Below are 15,829 nucleotides of genomic sequence, written 5' to 3'. Positions count from 1 at the left end.
TGTCGAGGAGTCGAAAGCGTGGATGCGTGCGCTCACTCGTTCTCAGCGGGCGCCGATTCCGTGGGACAGGGTCGCACTCACCGCCGTGGGCATCACGGCGCCCGTCGGTCTCGCCCTGTTGTTCGCGCCCACGAACGACGCGGTGATCGGTGCGGGGGCGCTCGCGTCGATGGGAGCCCTCGTGGCGTCGGCCATGGACCTCGGTTCCGCCGGCATCGAGCGCGTGCACCGTATGGCCCTCGCATCGATGATGGCGACGATCGGGTTCGGAATCGGAACCGCGGTGCACGGGCACGTCGTGGCGACGCTCGTCGCGGTGATCGTGGCTGCACTGCTCTCGGGAATCTCGGGTGCGATCAGCGCGACGGCATCGAAATCGGCCGTGTACTTCCTCATGTACACGGTGACGGCGGCCAACGCCGATTTCGGCCTCTCCTCGCCGTGGATGGCTCCTCTCATCTTCTTCGCCGGGGCTGCGTGGCGACTGCTCCTGACGATGGCAGCTGCGGCGTACGAGGGCCGGGAGTTCGCGCCCGAGCGTCGCGCCGTCGCGCGTGTCTACGACGCGATCGTCGCCCAGCTGTCGGCCGGCAGCGCAGCGGGCCGCACAGCGGCGGGCGACGCTCTGACGGGCGCTCTCAACGACGCCTACGACGTGCTCGTCGCCGCCCGCACCGAGCTCGCCGCCCACGATCGGCGGTGGCAGACGCTCGTCGCCGTGCTGAACGCGTCGGCTCCGGTCGTGGATGCCGCGATCGCCGCCGCCGAGGACGAACGGGATGTCGATGCTGAGGTGCTCGACTATCTGCGAGGCGTCGCGGCGTGGGTCTCGAACCCTGCTCGTCCGGCACCGAGTGCGCCGCACGCGAGCGGGGGCGACCCGGCGCTCGCCACGTCGATCGCGCATGTGGCCCACGTCGTCTCCGGCGTGAGTGCGCGGGCGAGCGGCCCGGTGGGCGATGGCACCGATCTCGCGCTGCCGCAGGCGCCCACCGTCATCGGTCGCCTCCGCGGCGCCGGCCGCGCCCTCACCTCGGGTACCGAACTGTGGAACTCGATCCTGCGGCTCGTGCTCTGCATCGCCGTCGCCCAAGCGCTGTGCGCCGCGTGGCAGCTCGAACGCCCCTACCTCGTCATGCTGACGGTCGCACAGGTCATGAAGCCCGACTTCGGTTCGATCTTCGGTCGCGCCGTGCAGCGCGGAGTGGGAACCCTCATCGGCGTCGCGATCGGCGCACTCGCGGTCGCCGTCATTCCGCGGGACGGCTGGCAGATCCTCGTCATCCTGATCCTCGCCGCGAGTATGCCCATCGTCATGCCGCGGAACTACGGGCTGTACTCGATCGTGACGACGCCGCTCGCGGTACTGCTCGTCGAACTGCACGTGAGCGACAGCTCGAGCCTCGTCGAGGCCCGCCTGCTCGACACGCTTCTCGGGTGCGCGATCGTGCTCGTCCTCGGCTACCTGCCGTGGCCGCAGACGTGGCATGCGCCGCGCCACCTCGCCGTGCCCGTGGCGGCGCTCGCGCACGCGATCAGTGTCTACGCGCGCGTCGCGCTGAGCCAGCCCGACGACCCGGATCGCTCGACGCTGCGGCGCGGTGTCTACCGCCGTATCTCCGACCTGCGGACGACCGTGGCGAAAGCGCTCGCTGAGCCGCCGGCGATCAGCGCCGCCTCGGCGTCGTGGCTTCCCGAGGTGGCGGCACTCGAGCGCGTGACGGATGCCGTGACGGCGGCCGCGACAGAGGCGGAGGCGTCAGGGGCGGCGCAGGATGCTGAAGCGGTCGACGCGGTCGCTTCGGCCCTCGACGATCTGGCGGACGCCATCACGGCGCGCCGTAGGCCGGTCGACGTCGAGCTGCCGGGCGGAGTGCTCCCCGCGGTCGCGGGCGATCTTGCGACCGCCCGCTCCGCGCTCATCGCACAGCAGGTCGGTGCCGAGAGACGGGTGAAGGGCGGGTGAAGCGAGAGATGGCGCAGAGGCGGCGAAGAGGGTGAAACCTCGGCTCCTCGCCGGTCGCCGCGGGAACGCCGGGCTAGGGTCGGGGCGTCACCGGGAGGTTCGATGTTCGAGGCCATAGCCACTGTCCTACTCGGGGCAGTCTTCTCCGTCAGTGCGGCCTGGGTCGCCCAGCACGTCCTCGGAACCGCCATCGGCTGGGCCCGAGCGATCGTGTTCGTCGCGGTCGTCTACGCGGTCTCGGTGCCTCTCGTGCGCGCGGCTCTCGAAGCGGGCGACGTCATGGTCGACGGTCAGTTCATCGTCTCGAGCCCCATGGGCGTCATCTTCATCGCGGTTGCGCTCGGCTGGCAGTTCGCCGTCGCCGTCGTCGTCATCATGCTCTCCGAGCTGTTCTGGCCCTCGGGACGTGGCTGGCACCCGATCCGCACGGTCAAGGGCATCATCCGCCGACGGAAGCGCATGCGCCGCTACGTGCAGACCCTCCGCATCGCCTCCAAGCACGGCTTCAGTCTCTACGGCAGCCACCGCCGCGGTGAAGATCAGGACGTGCCCGCTGCGCTCGTCTCGGCGATGAACGAGGCGGGCGTCACATTCGTCAAGGTCGGGCAGGTGCTCTCGACACGGGACGACATCCTGCCGAGCGAGTTCACGACGGCCTTCGCGACTCTGCAGATGCAGACCACACCGCTGCCGTGGGACGACGTCAGGACGGCGATCGAGCTTGAGCTCGGTGGGCCGATCGCCGACTCGTTCGCATGGATCGACGAGAAGCCGCTTGCCGCGGCATCCCTCGCCCAAGTGCACTCGGCGCGCCTCCACCCCGGCCCGGAGGAGACCGAGGGTGCGCTCGTCGTCGTCAAGGTGCAGCGGCCCGATGCTCGAGCGTCGGTGCTCATCGACTCCGACATCATCGTGCGACTCGCCGCCCAGGCCGAGCGTCGCGCATCGTGGGCGCGAGCCTACGGGCTGAACGCGCTCGCCGGAGAGTTCGTGCGCTCACTCGCGGAGGAACTCGACTACCGCATCGAGCTCGCGAACACCGAGCTGTTGCGCGGCACGCTCGCGAAGTCGAGCGGGTCGACGGTGCACGTGCCCGTCGTCTATCCCGATCTCTGCACCGAACGCATGATGGTGCAGGAGCACGTGCAGGGCATCCCCTTCTCGAACCTCCACGGCGATGTGCCGTGGGCCGGAGCGGCGCCCATGGTGCAGACCGATGCTCGAGCGATCGAGGCGGGTGGCGTCACCGTCGCGGCGGCCGTCACGAGCGAGAAGCCGCTGCCGACCGCGCGCGACGTCGCCGACACGCTCGTCGACTCGGTCTTCGAGCAGGTCACCGTGCGGGGCGTCTTCCACGCCGACCTGCACCCGGGCAACATCATCCTCCGGCCCGACGGCGAGATCTCGCTCATCGACTTCGGTTCGATCGGCATCCTCGAACGGAGCCTCCGCCGCGTGCTCGTTGCGATGATGTCGGCGATCGCTGCCGAAGACGACATCGCGCTCACCGACCTCCTGCTCATGGTCGTCGGCCAGCCGTCCGATGGTGCCGAGCTCGACCGGGCAGCGCTGCAGCACCAGATCGGCGTCATCCTCACGCGCATCCAGAACGGGCGCACCGACTCGGCGATCTTCCAGGAGGTCATCGACGTGCTGCGCGATCACGAGCTCTCGATGCCGCCCGCGCTCGTGCTCGTCTTCCGAACGATCTCGTCGCTCGAAGGAACTCTGAGACAGCTCGTGCCCGACTACGACATGGTCGGTCAGGCGCTCTCGCGCACCCCGCACTTCGCGCGTCAGATGGTGAGCGTGCACGGCATGGTCGCCGATGCGCAGACGCAGCTCCAGGTGATCGGCGAACAGCTGCGACGTCTGCCCCGTCGGATCGAGGCGATCGGCTCGCAGCTCGAGAACGGCACATTCGGCATGAGCCTCAGGATGTTCCGCGACCTGCCCGAGCGCAACTGGATCGGCGGTCTCGTCGGCCAGCTGACCACGACCCTCGTCGGTGTCGCGCTCATCATCACGTCGGTGCTCCTGATGGTGTCGGGTGGGGGCCCGCAGCTGACTCCCGATGTCTCGCTGTTCCCGTTCCTCGGGACGATCGTCGGCCTCGCCGGCATGCTTCTCGTCCTCCGGTCGCTCCGCTCGTCCTTGATGCGGGCCCCGCGCTAGTTCCGACGATCAGGCCGTTCGGCGCCCGTAGGAGATGGCGCGGACGATGTTGATCACGCCGAGGATGAGGAGCGAGAGCCCGAGGAGCCACCACAGCGTGCTCGCCCCCCACGCCGGTGCGAAGAGCAGAATGATGCCGGCCACGATGCTGAAAGCCGCGAACAGCACCGACCAGCCCTTCGACGCCGCGTCGCGCAAGGTCGACAGTGCGGTGATCCCCTCCACGATCCACATCACGCCGACGAGGATGCCGAGGAAGACCGCGAGGCCGGCGGTCGTCTGTGACAGGTTGGCGAACGCCACGATGCCGGCAGCGATGAACAGCACGCCGAGCACGATGAGTCCGACGCGCGCCCACCCGCCGCGGGTCTTGCTGACGATGCCGCCCGTCGCGTAGACGATGCCGGCGATGATGGCGTAGATAGCGATGATGGCCGTCACGACCATCGCCGTCTTCGCGGGCCAGAGGAGTACGAGCGCGCCGACCACGATCGCCAGCACACCGCCGAACCCCAGGGCGAAACGGATGCCGCTGCCGGCGTCTCCTCGAACGGTGATGGTCTGTGTCATGCGTGGGGTCCTTTCGTCGAGCGAGGGCGATGCGTCCGCCCGAGGTGAAGGATGCCGCGGGCGTGCGCGTCATGTGGTGCCAGCCTGCCGACGACCGAGGGACACGTGCCCCGGTACCCGGAAAGATCACCCGATCGCTCACCCCTGCTCTCGCCCTCGCTCCCTCCTGCCCCACCCTGTTCGCAATTCAGGTCGGCGCACGGCGCGTCGCACTTCTGAGTGGGCTGCAGCCGGGTCGACACGGGTGCCCGCCTGAATTGCGGACAGGGGTCAGAGTTTGTGCGAAGCACACATACTCTCTGGAGACTCACTCGGGCAGGATGGATGAATGGCGAACCTGCGTGTGCACCCCGACCGACTCGAGATCCAGCTGACGACCGCCGAGAAGGCCCTCGCGGTGCGATCGAGCGACGTCGTGGTGGCCCGCAGCGACATCCGTTCGGCGACGATCACCGATGATCCGTGGATCTGGATCCGCGGCATCCGTACCCGCGGAACGCACGTGCCCCTCACCGTGGCCGTCGGCGCGTGGAAGAACCACGGGGGGCGCGACTTCGTCGTCGTCAAGGGCAAGCGTCAGGCGGTCGTGCTCGACCTCTCGGGCGGCGAGTTCAGCCGCCTGATCCTCAGCACGAACCACGCCGCGCACCTCGTCGCGAAGCTCGCGAGCGAGGGCGTCGCCGTCAAGGAGGAGTCGTTCCCGACCGACGACTGAGCGAGCGGCTCAGACGAACAGGAACAGCACGAAGCCGATGAGCGGCAGCGTGCCCTGCGTGGCCGCGGCGCGCGCCTTCGTCGAATCGGCCGTGACGAGCACGAGCGCGGCGACGAACATCGACGCGAGCGAGAACAGCACGAGCGCACGGCCCGCCTCGGGCTCGCCGACGGCGAGCAGGACGAAACCGATGACGACGCCGATCGCGAGGAACAGGTTGTAGAAGCCCTGGTTGTACGCGAGAGGCTTCGTGATCTCGGCGACCTCGGCGCTCGTAATGCCGAAGGTCTTCCGCGTACGCGGCTTGGTCCACCACAGGCTCTCCATCAGGAAGATGTAGACGTGGAGGAGCGCGGCCAGGGCGGCGAAGATACTCGCGACGACGATCATGTCGCGATCCTACGCCCGCCCCGGCCCGCGCCGTGGATCAGGTGACGTCGCGGCGCCAGCTCGTGAAGTAGCCGAGCTTCGTGATGACGACCGCGATGCCGAGAAGCACGAGGCCGCCGGCCCACCACTCGAGGGTCGCGCCGTCGCCGCTGCCGCCCATGACCGAGTAGAAGCTCGCGCCGACGAGGGCGTCGCTCGCCGCCCCCGGCAGGAACTTGCCGATCTCGCGCGTGACGTCGGAGAGCATCGCGACGGTGCGCAGGATCGGCTCGACGAACTGGGTGAACGCGATGACGATGACGATCGATGCGACCTGGCTCGGAACGAGGGCTCCGAGACCCACGCCGATGCCGGCCCACAACGCCATCGCGAGGATGCCGCGTCCGATGAGCGCCCACGTGTCGGACGAGTCGAGCCCGGTTCCGAGATCGAACGCCGAGAGCGCGACGGCGCCCGCGCCGACGGATGCCGCGAAGGCGAGCACTCCGTAGAAGGCACCGATGAGGAGGAGGGCCGCGAACTTCGCCCACAGCACGACCGCGCGGTGCGGGTTGGCGAGGAACGTCGGCGTGAGCGTCTGGTGACGGAACTCGCCCGTCGTCGCGAGCGCACCGAGCAGCACGGGGAACACGTACCCGATCGACGACGCGAAGCTGTAGATGAGCGGCGAGAGGTTCGTGCCCGGGGGCACCGCTCCGCCCTGGGCGGCGATGTCGGGATCGTTCGTCGACCAGCCGAAGAACGCGGCGAGGCCGCCCGAGACGGCGCCGACGTAGACGACGAGGATGATCGCGAGGATCCACCAGGTGCGGGTGGTGAGCACCTTCTGGAACTCGGCGGCGAGAGCGCGGAAGCCGTTCACGCGGCGTCACCTCCTCCGACGAGCGCGAGGAAGGAGTCTTCGAGGCCCGACTTCTGACGGTGCAGAGCGCTCACCTCGACTCCGGCGACGAAGGCGATGTGACCGATACGGCCGGTGTCGCCGTCGGCGACGATGAAGCCCGTGCGGCCCTCGGTGAAGGCGAGGCCCGCGGCCTGCAGAGCGGATGCCAGCGCGGGGCGATCCGGCGAGTCGACGACGACGGAGTGCCCGGCGTCGGTGTCGACGCTCGCGAGGCTGCCCGTGTGCACGAGCTTGCCGCGCGCGATGATGATGACCTCGTCGACCGACTGCTGCACCTCGGAGAGCAGGTGCGAGCTCACGAGGACGGTGCGCCCGTCGGCGGCGAGGCTGCGGAGGAACCCGCGGATCCACTTGATGCCCTCGGGGTCGAGACCGTTGATCGGCTCGTCGAGCACGAGCACGCCGGGGTCGCCGAGGAGCGTGTAGGCGAGGCCGAGGCGCTGGCGCATGCCGAGCGAGTAGCCGCCGACACGGCGGTCGGCGTACTGCGCGATGCCGACCTGTTCGAGCACGGCCTGCACGCGTGCTTTCGGAAGGCCCGCCGCCGTCGCGTACACGGCGAGGTGGTTGCGCGCCGTGCGCCCGGGGTGGAAGCTCGCGGCCTCGAGGGCCGCGCCGACGGTCGCGAGCGGCTGCGTGAGATCGCGGTACGCGGTGCCGCCGAAGGTCGCGGTGCCCTCGGTCGGCCGGACGAGACCGAGCAGAGAGCGGAGGGTCGTCGTCTTGCCTGCGCCGTTCGGCCCGAGGAAGCCGGTGACCCGGCCGGGCTCGACGGTGAAGCTCAGATCGTCGACGGCGGTCACCCCGCCGAATCGTTTGGTGAGGCCGGTGACTTCAATCGGTACGCCGGTCGGCATGGGGGTCCTCTCGGTGGCAGCGCGTGCGGGGCCGGGCGGGTTCGCCACCAGGCTATCGAGAGAGTGCACCCTGCGTCATCCATCGTGCGGGGGAGAGCACGTCACCCCCGCACGACGGACGACGGTCGATCAGTTGAGAGCGGGCAGGTCTTCCGGCAGCTTTCCGCCGCGGTAGAGGTGGAGTGCGGCGTCCTGCAGGGCCTGGAGAGCGACGCGCTGGGTGAGCGGGCCATACGAGAGGCGCGCGACGCCGAGCGACTGGAGGCGCTCGGGCGCGGGGATCTCGGGGAAGCCGATGAGGCTCACGCGGCGCTCGCCGATGCCGGCGACGAGGTCGGAGACGACCGCTTCGCCGAAGTTGCCGGGCACGAAGATGCAGGTTGCACCGGCGTCGAGGTAGGCCTTGCCGCGCTCGATCGCGTCGGCGACGCTCTCGGAGACGGGGCGGTCGCCGCCGCGCACGAACGCGTCGGTACGGGCGTTGAGCGCGAAGCCCGTGCCCTCGGCCTCGCCCGCGGCGATGATCGCGCGCACGACGGCGACCGACTCGTCGAGGGGCTTCAGGCGGTCTTCGACGTTCGCGCCGACGATGCCGACCCCGATGGCCTGGCGCACGGTCTCGCCCGCGTCGGCGTAGCCGTCGTCGAGGTCGGCGGTGACGGGCAGGTCGGTCGCGGCGGCGATGCGCCCGACGGCCGCGATCATGAGTTCGACGGGGATCCGGCCGTCGTCGTAGCCGTGCGACGCGGCGATCGAGTGACCCGCGGTCGCGATCGCCTTCGTGTCGGGCAGCTCGGCGATCGCACGGGCGCTGATCGCGTCCCACACGTTCACGACCTGCAGGAGCGCTTCGTCGGTGTGGAGTTGGCGCAGTACATCAACCTTGTTCGTCATGACCCCAGCCTAGGAACCCCGGATGCCAGAGGCCAGCGCAGCGCGCATTTCTCACGGCCTGTCCCTCGACAAGGGCACGCTACTTAGGTTAGCCTTTCCATGGTTACGCCCGGCCGGCTGCCCCTCCGTCGCACTGCGACACCCATCCCCACGCATTGGAGCACCTGTCGTGAAGTCTGCCCTCCGTCCGTCCCTCAGCGCCCTGACGATCGCCGTCGTCGGCGTGCTCGCCCTCGCCTCGTGCGCGTCGACCGAGGCCGCCGAGCCCGCGGCGACGACCGCCTCGACCGTCACCATCGAGGACAACCACGGCTCGATCGAGGTTCCCGTGAACCCCGAGCGTCTCGTCGCGCTCGACAACACCACGTTCCAGACGCTGAGCGATTGGGGCGTCGAGGTCGTCGCGGCCCCGAAGCCGCTCATGTACGACCTGTGGCCGTCGCTCGTCGGCGACGACGTGCTCGACGTGGGCCTCCACCGCGAGCCCGACATCGAGGCGATCGTCGAGGCCGACCCCGATCTCATCATCGGCGGCTACCGCTTCAGCGAGATCTACGCCGACCTCACGGCCATCCAGCCCGCGACGATCGAGATCAACGCGCGCGACGGCGAAGACCACGCGAGCGAGCTCAAGCGCCAGGTCGCGATCCTCGGGCAGATCTTCGACCGCGACGACGAGGCGCAGCAGATCGCCGACGACTTCGACGCGGCCATCGCCGACGCGAAGGCGGCCTACAACGGCACCGACTCGGTCATCGGACTCATCACGTCGGGCGGCGAGATCGCCTACGCCGCTCCCGGCGACGGACGCGGCGTCGGAACGCTCTTCCCGACCCTCGACCTCGTGCCCGCGATCGAGCAGGCCGCCGAGGACACCTCGCACGGCGACGACATCAGCGTCGAGGCCATCGCCGCGGCGAACCCCGAGTGGCTCGTCGTGCTCGACCGCGACGGCGCATTCAACGAAGAGGGCTACGTGCCCGCGAAGGAGCTCATCGAAGGCTCCGAGGCGCTCGCCAACGTGCCGGCCGTGCAGAAGGGGCAGGTCGTCTACCTCGACCCGAACTTCTACCTCGACGAGTCGATCCAGGCGTACACCGCGCTCTACGCGGCCGTCGCCGAGGCGTTCGGCGCAGCGAAGTAGCACGACCCATCAGCACGGTCGCGACGAGGAGCGCCCGGCGGCACAGCCGCTGGGCGCTTCCGTGCGCCTTCGTGCTCGTCGCGGGCCTCGTCGTCGCGTCGCTCTTCGTCGGCGTCTACGACCTCGGCCGTGATGAGTTCGGCGGCGAGATCTTCTGGATCTCGCGCGTACCGCGCACGATCGCCCTCGTGCTCGCGGGCTGTGCGATGAGCGTCTCGGGGCTCATCATGCAGTTGCTCGTGCAGAACCGCTTCGTCGAGCCGAGCACGACGGGCACGGCCGAGTGGGCGGCCCTCGGTCTGCTGCTCACCGTCATCCTCGCGCCGAACGTCGGCCTCACCGGCAAGATGATCGTCGCGAGCATCTTCGCGTTCCTCGGGACCCTCGTGTTCCTCGGCGTGCTCCGCCGCGTCGCGCTGCGGTCGTCGCTCATCGTGCCCCTCATCGGCATCATGCTCGGCGCGGTCGTCTCGGCCTTCACGACCTACCTCGCGGTCTCGACGAACCTGCTGCAGATGCTCGGCACGTGGTTCATGGGCAGCTTCACGAGCGTCGTGCGCGGGCGGTACGAGGTGCTGTGGGTCGTCGGCGTCATCGTCGTGATCGCCTACATCGTCGCCGATCGCTTTACCGTCGCTGGCCTCGGCAAGGATGTCGCGACGAGCGTGGGTGTGCACTACGACCGCGTCATCCTCGTCGGTACGTCGCTCGTCGCCGTCGCGACCGGGGTCACGACGGTCGTCGTCGGTTTCCTGCCCTTCCTCGGGCTCGTCGTGCCGAACCTCGTCTCGATGATCCGCGGCGACAACCTGCGCTCGAACATCCCGTGGGTGTGCCTCGGCGGCGTCGCGATCATCATCGTGTGCGACATCATCGGCCGCGTCATCCGTGCGCCCTTCGAGATCCCCGTGTCGATGATCCTCGGCATCGTCGGATCGGCCGTGTTCATCACCCTCCTCCTCCGGCAGCGCAGTCGTGGCTGAGCGCGTCCTCGCCCCCGTGCGCACGCCCCGCCGGCGTCTGCGGCTCGCGATCCTCCTCGGGATCGCGGCTCTCGCCGCCCTCGCCGTGCTCACCTACGGCATCGGCCCCGAGCCGGGAAGTCGGGGCTTCGGCATCATCGTCGGGCGGCGCTTCGTGACCGTCGCGACGATCGTCGTCGTCGCCGCGTGCCAGGCCGTCGCGACCGTGCTCTTCCACACGGCGACGGGCAACCGCATCCTCACGCCGTCGATCATGGGGTTCGACGCGCTCTACGTCGTCATGCAGACGGGGCTCGTGTTCTTCTTCGGCGCCCAGTCGCTCGCCGCGACCGACGGCCTGCTGAAGGTCGCGCTGCAGAGCATCCTCATGGTGGGCTTCGCGACGCTGCTGTACTCGTGGCTGTTCTCGGGGCGACTCGGCAACCTGCACATCATGCTGCTCGTCGGCATCGTGCTCGGCATCGGCTTCAGTTCGCTGTCGACGTTCATGCAACGGCTGCTGACGCCGAGCGAGTTCGACATCCTCTCGGCGAGGCTCTTCGGCAACATCAGCAACTCGAACGTCGAGTACCTGCCGTGGGCCGCGATCGTCATCGCGATCGTGCTCGTCGTCGTGTGGCGAGGCCGCTTCCGCCTCGACGTGCTCGCGCTCGGCCGCGACACCTCGGTCAACCTCGGTCTCCGCTACAAGCGCGAGGTCACGCTGCTCCTCATCCTCACCGCCGTGCTCATCTCGATCTCGACGACGATGGTCGGCCCGCTGACGTTCTTCGGTTTCATCGTCGCGACCCTCGCGTACCAGCTCACGGGCTCGGCCGAGCATCGGCACGTGCTGCCCTTCGCGTTCCTGCTCGGTGTCGTCACGCTGCTCGTCGGCTACTTCGTGCTCAACCACGTCTTCTACGCGGCGGGCATGCTCTCGGTCATCATCGAGTTCGGCGGCGGCCTCTTCTTCATCATCTACCTCCTGCGAAAGGGCGCCCTGTGATCTCGCTCACCGACGTCTCGAAGAGCTACGGCTCGAGCACCGTGCTCGGCCCCGTCGACCTCGAGATCCCCGCGGGCGGCATCACCGCGCTCGTCGGCCCGAACGGTGCGGGCAAGTCGACGCTCCTCACGATCGTCGGGCGGCTGACCGACCCGACGACGGGTCGCGTGAGCGTGGGCGGGCTGGATGTCGCGCGGGCACCCAGCCGCGAGCTGGCGCGCACCCTGTCGATCCTGCGTCAGGAGAACCACTTCATCACGCGTCTCACGGTGCGCGAGCTCGTCGGCTTCGGGCGCTTCCCGCACTCGCAGGGTCGGCTCACCGCCGACGACGTGCGCCACATCGACCACGCGATCGACTTCCTCGACCTCGGCGGCCTCGAAGGACGCGTGCTCGACGAGCTCTCGGGCGGTCAGCGACAGCGGGCGTACGTCGCGATGGTGCTCGCTCAGGACACCGACTACGTGCTGCTCGATGAACCGCTCAACAACCTCGACATGAGCCACTCGGTCGCGATGATGAAGCAGTTGCGAAAGGCCGCCGACGAACTCGGAAAGACGTTCATCGTCGTCATCCACGACATCAACTTCGCCGCCGCCTACGCCGATCGCATCATCGCGCTCGCCGAGGGTCGCGTCGTGCACAACGGCACTCCGGCCGAGATCATGACGCCCGCGACGCTCGAGTCGATCTTCCACACACCGATCGAGGTGCGCACCGACGGCGAGTACCCCGTGGCGGTGTACTTCCGGTGAGGTGACGCCGCTCAGGCGAGAACGGTGCCGAGGTACCGACCCGTGACGCTCTCGGCGTGTGCGGCGATCTGCTCGGGCGTGCCGATCGCGACGATCCGTCCGCCGGCCGTGCCGCCGCCGGGTCCCAGGTCGATGACGTGGTCGGCGTTCGCGATGACATCGAGGTCGTGCTCGATCACGATGACGGTCGCACCCGTCGCGAGCAGGCGGTCGAGCACTCCGAGGAGCACGCGCGTGTCGAGCGGATGCAGGCCGACCGAGGGTTCGTCGAAGACGAAGAGGGTTCCCGTGTGCGTTCGCCCGAGTTCCGTCGCGAGCTTCAATCGTTGAGCCTCGCCTCCCGAGAGCGCCGGGGTGTCCTCGCCCAGTGTGAGGTACCCGAGGCCGAGTTCGACGAGGGTCTGCAGTTTCTTCCGCGGGCGCGGCAGGTCGGCGAGCAGGTCGACGGCCTCGGCGACGGTCACCGCGAGAAGTTCGGGGAGCGACCGTTCACCGCCCGACACGGGCAGCCGGAACTCCGCGGCCGCCGGACCGTATCGGCTGCCCCCGCAGTCGGGGCAGGCGATGTCGACGTCGGGAAGGAACTGCACGTCGAGCACGACCTGGCCGGTGCCCTCGCATCGCGGGCATCGAAGTGAGCCCGTGTTGTAGGAGAAGTCACCGGCTTTCGTTCCGCGCTCCTGTGCTGCGGGGAGGGCTGCGAACGCGCGGCGCAGATCGTCGAGCACGCCGCTGTAGGTCGCGACGGTCGAGCGCACGTTCGTGCCGATCGGAGTCGCATCGACGAGGTCGGCTCGGGTCACGCCCGCAGCATCGAGCGATGTGACGTGCGCAGGAAGCGGCTCGTCGGCGTGGGCCGCGGCGAGGGCCGGCACGAGGCTTTCGAGCACGAGCGTCGTCTTGCCGGAGCCCGACATGCCCGTGACCGCGGTGAGGCGACCAGTCGGGAAGGCCGCGTCGAGACCGTGCACCGTGTGGATCGGACTCGTGCGCAGTCGGATGGAGCCGTTCGCGAAGACCTCCGTCTCCGCTGCGCGATCGCGCACACGGATCGGTTCGCTCTCGACGAGGAAGCCGCCGATCAGGGAGCGCGGGTTGGCCGCGATCTCGGCGATCGTGCCCTGCCCGATGACGGTGCCGCCGGCGGCGCCCGAGCCCGGTCCGATCTCGATCATCCAGTCGGCCTCGCGCAGCACCTGCACATCGTGGTCGACAAGCACGACGGAGTTGCCGCCCGCGAGCAGGTCGCGCATGATGCCGGCGAGTCCGTCGATGTTGGCCGGGTGCAGCCCGATCGACGGTTCGTCGAGCACGTATAGCACTCCTGTGGTCTCGTTCCGCACGGCGCGCGCCAACTGCACGCGCTGCCGTTCACCGGTCGAGAGCGTCGAGCTCGCACGATCGAGTGCGAGGTAGCCGAGTCCGAGCTGCACGAGGCGTCGACCCATCTCTGCGAACTGGCTGCCGATCAGGTCGGCCATCGAACGCATGTCGGCGGGGAGTGTCGGTGGCAGCCCCGCCACCCAGTCGAGGACCTCGTCGAGGGTCTTCGACGACGCAGCAGCGAGATCGATGCCGTCGACGTGGGTGCTGCGCGCGGCCTCGGAGAGCCGCGAGCCGTGGCAGCTGGGGCACGTCTGGCTCGTGATGAAGCGACCGACGCGGGCGAGCCCCTTCTCGCTCGTCGCCCCCTTCATCGCCTCGCTCACCGCTTGGCGTGCGCTGCGGTAGGTGAAGTTCAGGTCGAAGAGCTTGCCCGTCTTCGACGGCACACGGATCTCGCGCTTCTCGGGCGGCCCATCGAGCACGATGTGCCGCTCGTCCTCCGTGAGATCGCGGTAGGGGATGTCGGTGCGCACGCCGAACTCGGCGACGACCTGCGGCATGACCGAGAGTCCGAACAGACCCCAGGGCGCGACGGCCCCGTCGTCGATCGATTTCGACGGGTCGGGCACGAGCGACGCGTCATCGATGTCGCGCACGATCCCGGTACCCGAACACGTCGGGCACGCTCCGTCGGAGTTGAAGGCGAGCGACTCGGCGCCCGGCGGGGTGAACACGGCACCGCATACGGGGCACGTGAGGTCGAGGTCGGCCGCGACGTCGATCGTGGGGTCGAGCCGGTGGCCGTTCGGGCAGACGTGCGAGCCGAGGCGCGAGTAGAGCACGCGCAGTACGTTCAGCAGTTCGGTCGAGGTGCCGAGCGTGGAGCGCACGCTCGGCACACCGGGTCGCTGTCGAAGCGCGAGGGCGGCGGGCACGTGTCGCACCGAGCCGACGGCGGCGCGCGTCGCGTGAGACATCCGTCGGCGCGTGTAGGTCGAGAGGGCCTCGATGTATCGGCGCGACCCCTCGGCGTAGAGCACTCCCATCGCGAGCGACGACTTGCCCGAACCCGAGACGCCGGCGATGGCGACGAGCCGGCCGAGCGGCACGTCGACGTCGATGTCTCTGAGGTTGTGCACGCGCGCGCCGCGCACCTCGATTGCGCCGGGAGCGACGATGGGCTCGAGCCTCGACTCGGTCATGGAATCCTCGATCCTGTCACGGTGGGATGGGTTCAGCCGCGCGGGCGGCTGAACCCATCATGCTCCCGCAAGTGTGTGATTAGGCCTGTCCCCAGAAGGCGTCTTCGGCGGGCCCGTCTTCGGAGAAGAGGTGCACCTCGACGATCTTGCCCTGGCGAACCGTCAGGAGGTCGACGCCCGACATATCCATGGACGCGCCCTCACGCTGACCAGCGAAGCGCACGGGGATCGCGACGAGTTCTCCGTTGCTCATCGCGGGGCCAGCAACGGTCAGGCTGAAGCTGCCGGCGCTCGCCTCCATCATGCCGCCGAGGAGTGCGCCGACGCCGGGCACGCCCGCGTGGTCGCCCGAGAAGCGGTTGGCGCCGGGCTGGTGCCAGACGACGTCGTCGGCGAGCAGGGCCATCGCCGCAGGCACGTCGCCACGGCCCAGTGCCTCGAAGTAGGTGGATGCCACGGATGCGGGGGTCTGTTCGGTCATCGGTTCATTCCTTCGGTCGGTGGATGATCACCTCTATAGTTACAAATAGTGACTTGTTACCTCAACGTAACTAAAGGAAGAATCGTGGAAGCTCTGCCGGCATGGGATGTCATGGTCGCGACCTGCCCCTCGCGCACGTCCCTCGCACGCATCGCCAACAAGTGGACCGCGATGATCGTCATCGCACTCAGCACCGGGCCGCTGCGCTTCGGCGAAGTGCGCGAGGCTGTCAACGGAATCAGCGGCAAGGTGCTCGCCGACACCCTGCGCGACCTCGAACGCGACGGCATCATCACGCGCACCGCCTACGACCAGATGCCGCCCCGCGTCGACTACGAGCTCACGCCGCTCGGGCGCACACTGCGCGAACCCCTCACCGCCCTGGCGCGGTGGGCGGAGAGTCACATCGAGGAAGTCATCACCGCTCGCGATCAGTACGACAGCGCGAGATAGCGCGGCTGTCGCAGTCAAGCTCGTCG

The 15,829-nt window shown here is 69.0% G+C and carries 15 protein-coding genes; 8 read left to right on the top strand and 7 right to left on the bottom strand.

Going from position 1 to position 15,829, the window contains the following annotated elements:
* Nucleotides 1-22: 22 nt before the first annotated feature.
* Nucleotides 23-1,966 (top strand): FUSC family protein, encoded by a 1,944-nt coding sequence (locus tag BJ972_RS11055; protein ID WP_164989860.1) that lies wholly within the window; start codon nt 23-25, stop codon nt 1,964-1,966.
* A 102-nt stretch (nt 1,967-2,068) separates the two neighbouring features.
* Nucleotides 2,069-4,141, top strand: coding sequence for an ABC1 kinase family protein (locus tag BJ972_RS11050; protein ID WP_129172394.1), 2,073 nt, complete (start codon nt 2,069-2,071; stop codon nt 4,139-4,141).
* Between the two features lie 9 nt (nt 4,142-4,150).
* On the opposite strand, the gene BJ972_RS11045 is transcribed toward BJ972_RS11050, so the two are convergent.
* Complete coding sequence (locus tag BJ972_RS11045) at nt 4,151-4,711, bottom strand: DUF308 domain-containing protein (protein ID WP_129172395.1); 561 nt, start codon at nt 4,709-4,711, stop codon at nt 4,151-4,153.
* 328 nt (nt 4,712-5,039) lie between these two features.
* Between BJ972_RS11045 and BJ972_RS11040 the strand changes: the two genes are divergently transcribed.
* Nucleotides 5,040-5,426, top strand: a complete 387-nt coding sequence (locus tag BJ972_RS11040) for a hypothetical protein (protein WP_129172396.1) — start codon at nt 5,040-5,042, stop codon at nt 5,424-5,426.
* 9 nt (nt 5,427-5,435) lie between these two features.
* On the opposite strand, the gene BJ972_RS11035 is transcribed toward BJ972_RS11040, so the two are convergent.
* The 4 genes from BJ972_RS11035 to BJ972_RS11020 all read right to left on the bottom strand — a co-directional run bounded on the left by BJ972_RS11035 (nt 5,436) and on the right by BJ972_RS11020 (nt 8,471).
* The gene (locus BJ972_RS11035) at nt 5,436-5,816 is read right to left on the bottom strand and encodes a DUF1304 domain-containing protein (protein WP_129172397.1); all 381 of its coding nucleotides are present in this window, start codon (nt 5,814-5,816) and stop codon (nt 5,436-5,438) included.
* Between the two features lie 37 nt (nt 5,817-5,853).
* Complete coding sequence (locus BJ972_RS11030) at nt 5,854-6,678, bottom strand: ABC transporter permease (protein WP_129172398.1); 825 nt, start codon at nt 6,676-6,678, stop codon at nt 5,854-5,856.
* Complete coding sequence (locus BJ972_RS11025) at nt 6,675-7,577, bottom strand: ABC transporter ATP-binding protein (RefSeq protein ID WP_129172399.1); 903 nt, start codon at nt 7,575-7,577, stop codon at nt 6,675-6,677. The genes BJ972_RS11030 and BJ972_RS11025 overlap by 4 nt, the downstream gene beginning before the upstream one ends.
* 129 nt (nt 7,578-7,706) lie before the next feature.
* Nucleotides 7,707-8,471, bottom strand: coding sequence for an isocitrate lyase/PEP mutase family protein (locus BJ972_RS11020; protein WP_129172400.1), 765 nt, complete (start codon nt 8,469-8,471; stop codon nt 7,707-7,709).
* A gap of 169 nt (nt 8,472-8,640) precedes the next feature.
* Here BJ972_RS11020 and BJ972_RS11015 point away from each other — a divergent pair, with 169 nt between their 5' ends.
* From BJ972_RS11015 to BJ972_RS11000, 4 genes are read left to right on the top strand one after another with little or no spacing between them, the layout of a single operon-like run.
* Entirely contained in the window at nt 8,641-9,615 is a 975-nt protein-coding gene (locus tag BJ972_RS11015) for a siderophore ABC transporter substrate-binding protein (RefSeq protein WP_241830696.1), read from the top strand.
* Between the two features lie 8 nt (nt 9,616-9,623).
* Complete coding sequence (locus tag BJ972_RS11010) at nt 9,624-10,598, top strand: ABC transporter permease (RefSeq protein WP_129172653.1); 975 nt, start codon at nt 9,624-9,626, stop codon at nt 10,596-10,598.
* Nucleotides 10,591-11,586, top strand: coding sequence for an iron chelate uptake ABC transporter family permease subunit (locus BJ972_RS11005; protein WP_206736460.1), 996 nt, complete (start codon nt 10,591-10,593; stop codon nt 11,584-11,586). Before BJ972_RS11010 ends, BJ972_RS11005 begins: the two co-directional genes overlap by 8 nt.
* Nucleotides 11,583-12,341, top strand: a complete 759-nt coding sequence (locus BJ972_RS11000) for an iron ABC transporter ATP-binding protein (protein ID WP_129172402.1) — start codon at nt 11,583-11,585, stop codon at nt 12,339-12,341. Before BJ972_RS11005 ends, BJ972_RS11000 begins: the two co-directional genes overlap by 4 nt.
* An 11-nt stretch (nt 12,342-12,352) precedes the next feature.
* Here BJ972_RS11000 and BJ972_RS10995 read toward each other — a convergent pair whose 3' ends face one another.
* Entirely contained in the window at nt 12,353-14,869 is a 2,517-nt protein-coding gene (locus BJ972_RS10995; RefSeq protein WP_129172403.1) for an excinuclease ABC subunit UvrA, read from the bottom strand.
* A 79-nt stretch (nt 14,870-14,948) separates the two neighbouring features.
* A complete protein-coding gene (locus BJ972_RS10990; RefSeq protein ID WP_129172404.1) occupies nt 14,949-15,350 on the bottom strand; it encodes a nuclear transport factor 2 family protein in 402 nt (133 codons plus the stop codon).
* A gap of 84 nt (nt 15,351-15,434) precedes the next feature.
* Here BJ972_RS10990 and BJ972_RS10985 point away from each other — a divergent pair, with 84 nt between their 5' ends.
* Nucleotides 15,435-15,803 carry a winged helix-turn-helix transcriptional regulator gene (locus tag BJ972_RS10985; RefSeq protein ID WP_241830697.1) on the top strand — a complete coding sequence of 123 codons (369 nt, stop codon included), beginning with the start codon at nt 15,435-15,437 and terminating at the stop codon, nt 15,801-15,803.
* Nucleotides 15,804-15,829: the final 26 nt, after the last annotated feature.

It is taken from the genome of Agromyces atrinae, from assembly GCF_013407835.1.
Lineage (GTDB): Bacteria > Actinomycetota > Actinomycetes > Actinomycetales > Microbacteriaceae > Agromyces > Agromyces atrinae.
The sequence above is the reverse complement of the archived record's forward strand: the minus strand, read 5'-3'. Positions and strand labels throughout refer to the sequence as shown.

Excerpts from the sequence above, each read along its gene's own strand:
- BJ972_RS10990 (WP_129172404.1), bottom strand. The coding sequence starts at position 15,350 with ATGACCGAACAGACCCCCGCATCCGTGGCATCCACCTACTTCGAGGCA.
- BJ972_RS11020 (WP_129172400.1), bottom strand. The coding sequence starts at position 8,471 with ATGACGAACAAGGTTGATGTACTGCGCCAACTCCACACCGACGAAGCG.
- BJ972_RS11045 (WP_129172395.1), bottom strand. The coding sequence starts at position 4,711 with ATGACACAGACCATCACCGTTCGAGGAGACGCCGGCAGCGGCATCCGT.
- BJ972_RS11055 (WP_164989860.1), top strand. The coding sequence starts at position 23 with ATGCGTGCGCTCACTCGTTCTCAGCGGGCGCCGATTCCGTGGGACAGG.
- BJ972_RS11040 (WP_129172396.1), top strand. The coding sequence starts at position 5,040 with ATGGCGAACCTGCGTGTGCACCCCGACCGACTCGAGATCCAGCTGACG.
- BJ972_RS11025 (WP_129172399.1), bottom strand. The coding sequence starts at position 7,577 with ATGCCGACCGGCGTACCGATTGAAGTCACCGGCCTCACCAAACGATTC.
- BJ972_RS11050 (WP_129172394.1), top strand. The coding sequence starts at position 2,069 with ATGTTCGAGGCCATAGCCACTGTCCTACTCGGGGCAGTCTTCTCCGTC.
- BJ972_RS11035 (WP_129172397.1), bottom strand. The coding sequence starts at position 5,816 with ATGATCGTCGTCGCGAGTATCTTCGCCGCCCTGGCCGCGCTCCTCCAC.
- BJ972_RS10995 (WP_129172403.1), bottom strand. The coding sequence starts at position 14,869 with ATGACCGAGTCGAGGCTCGAGCCCATCGTCGCTCCCGGCGCAATCGAG.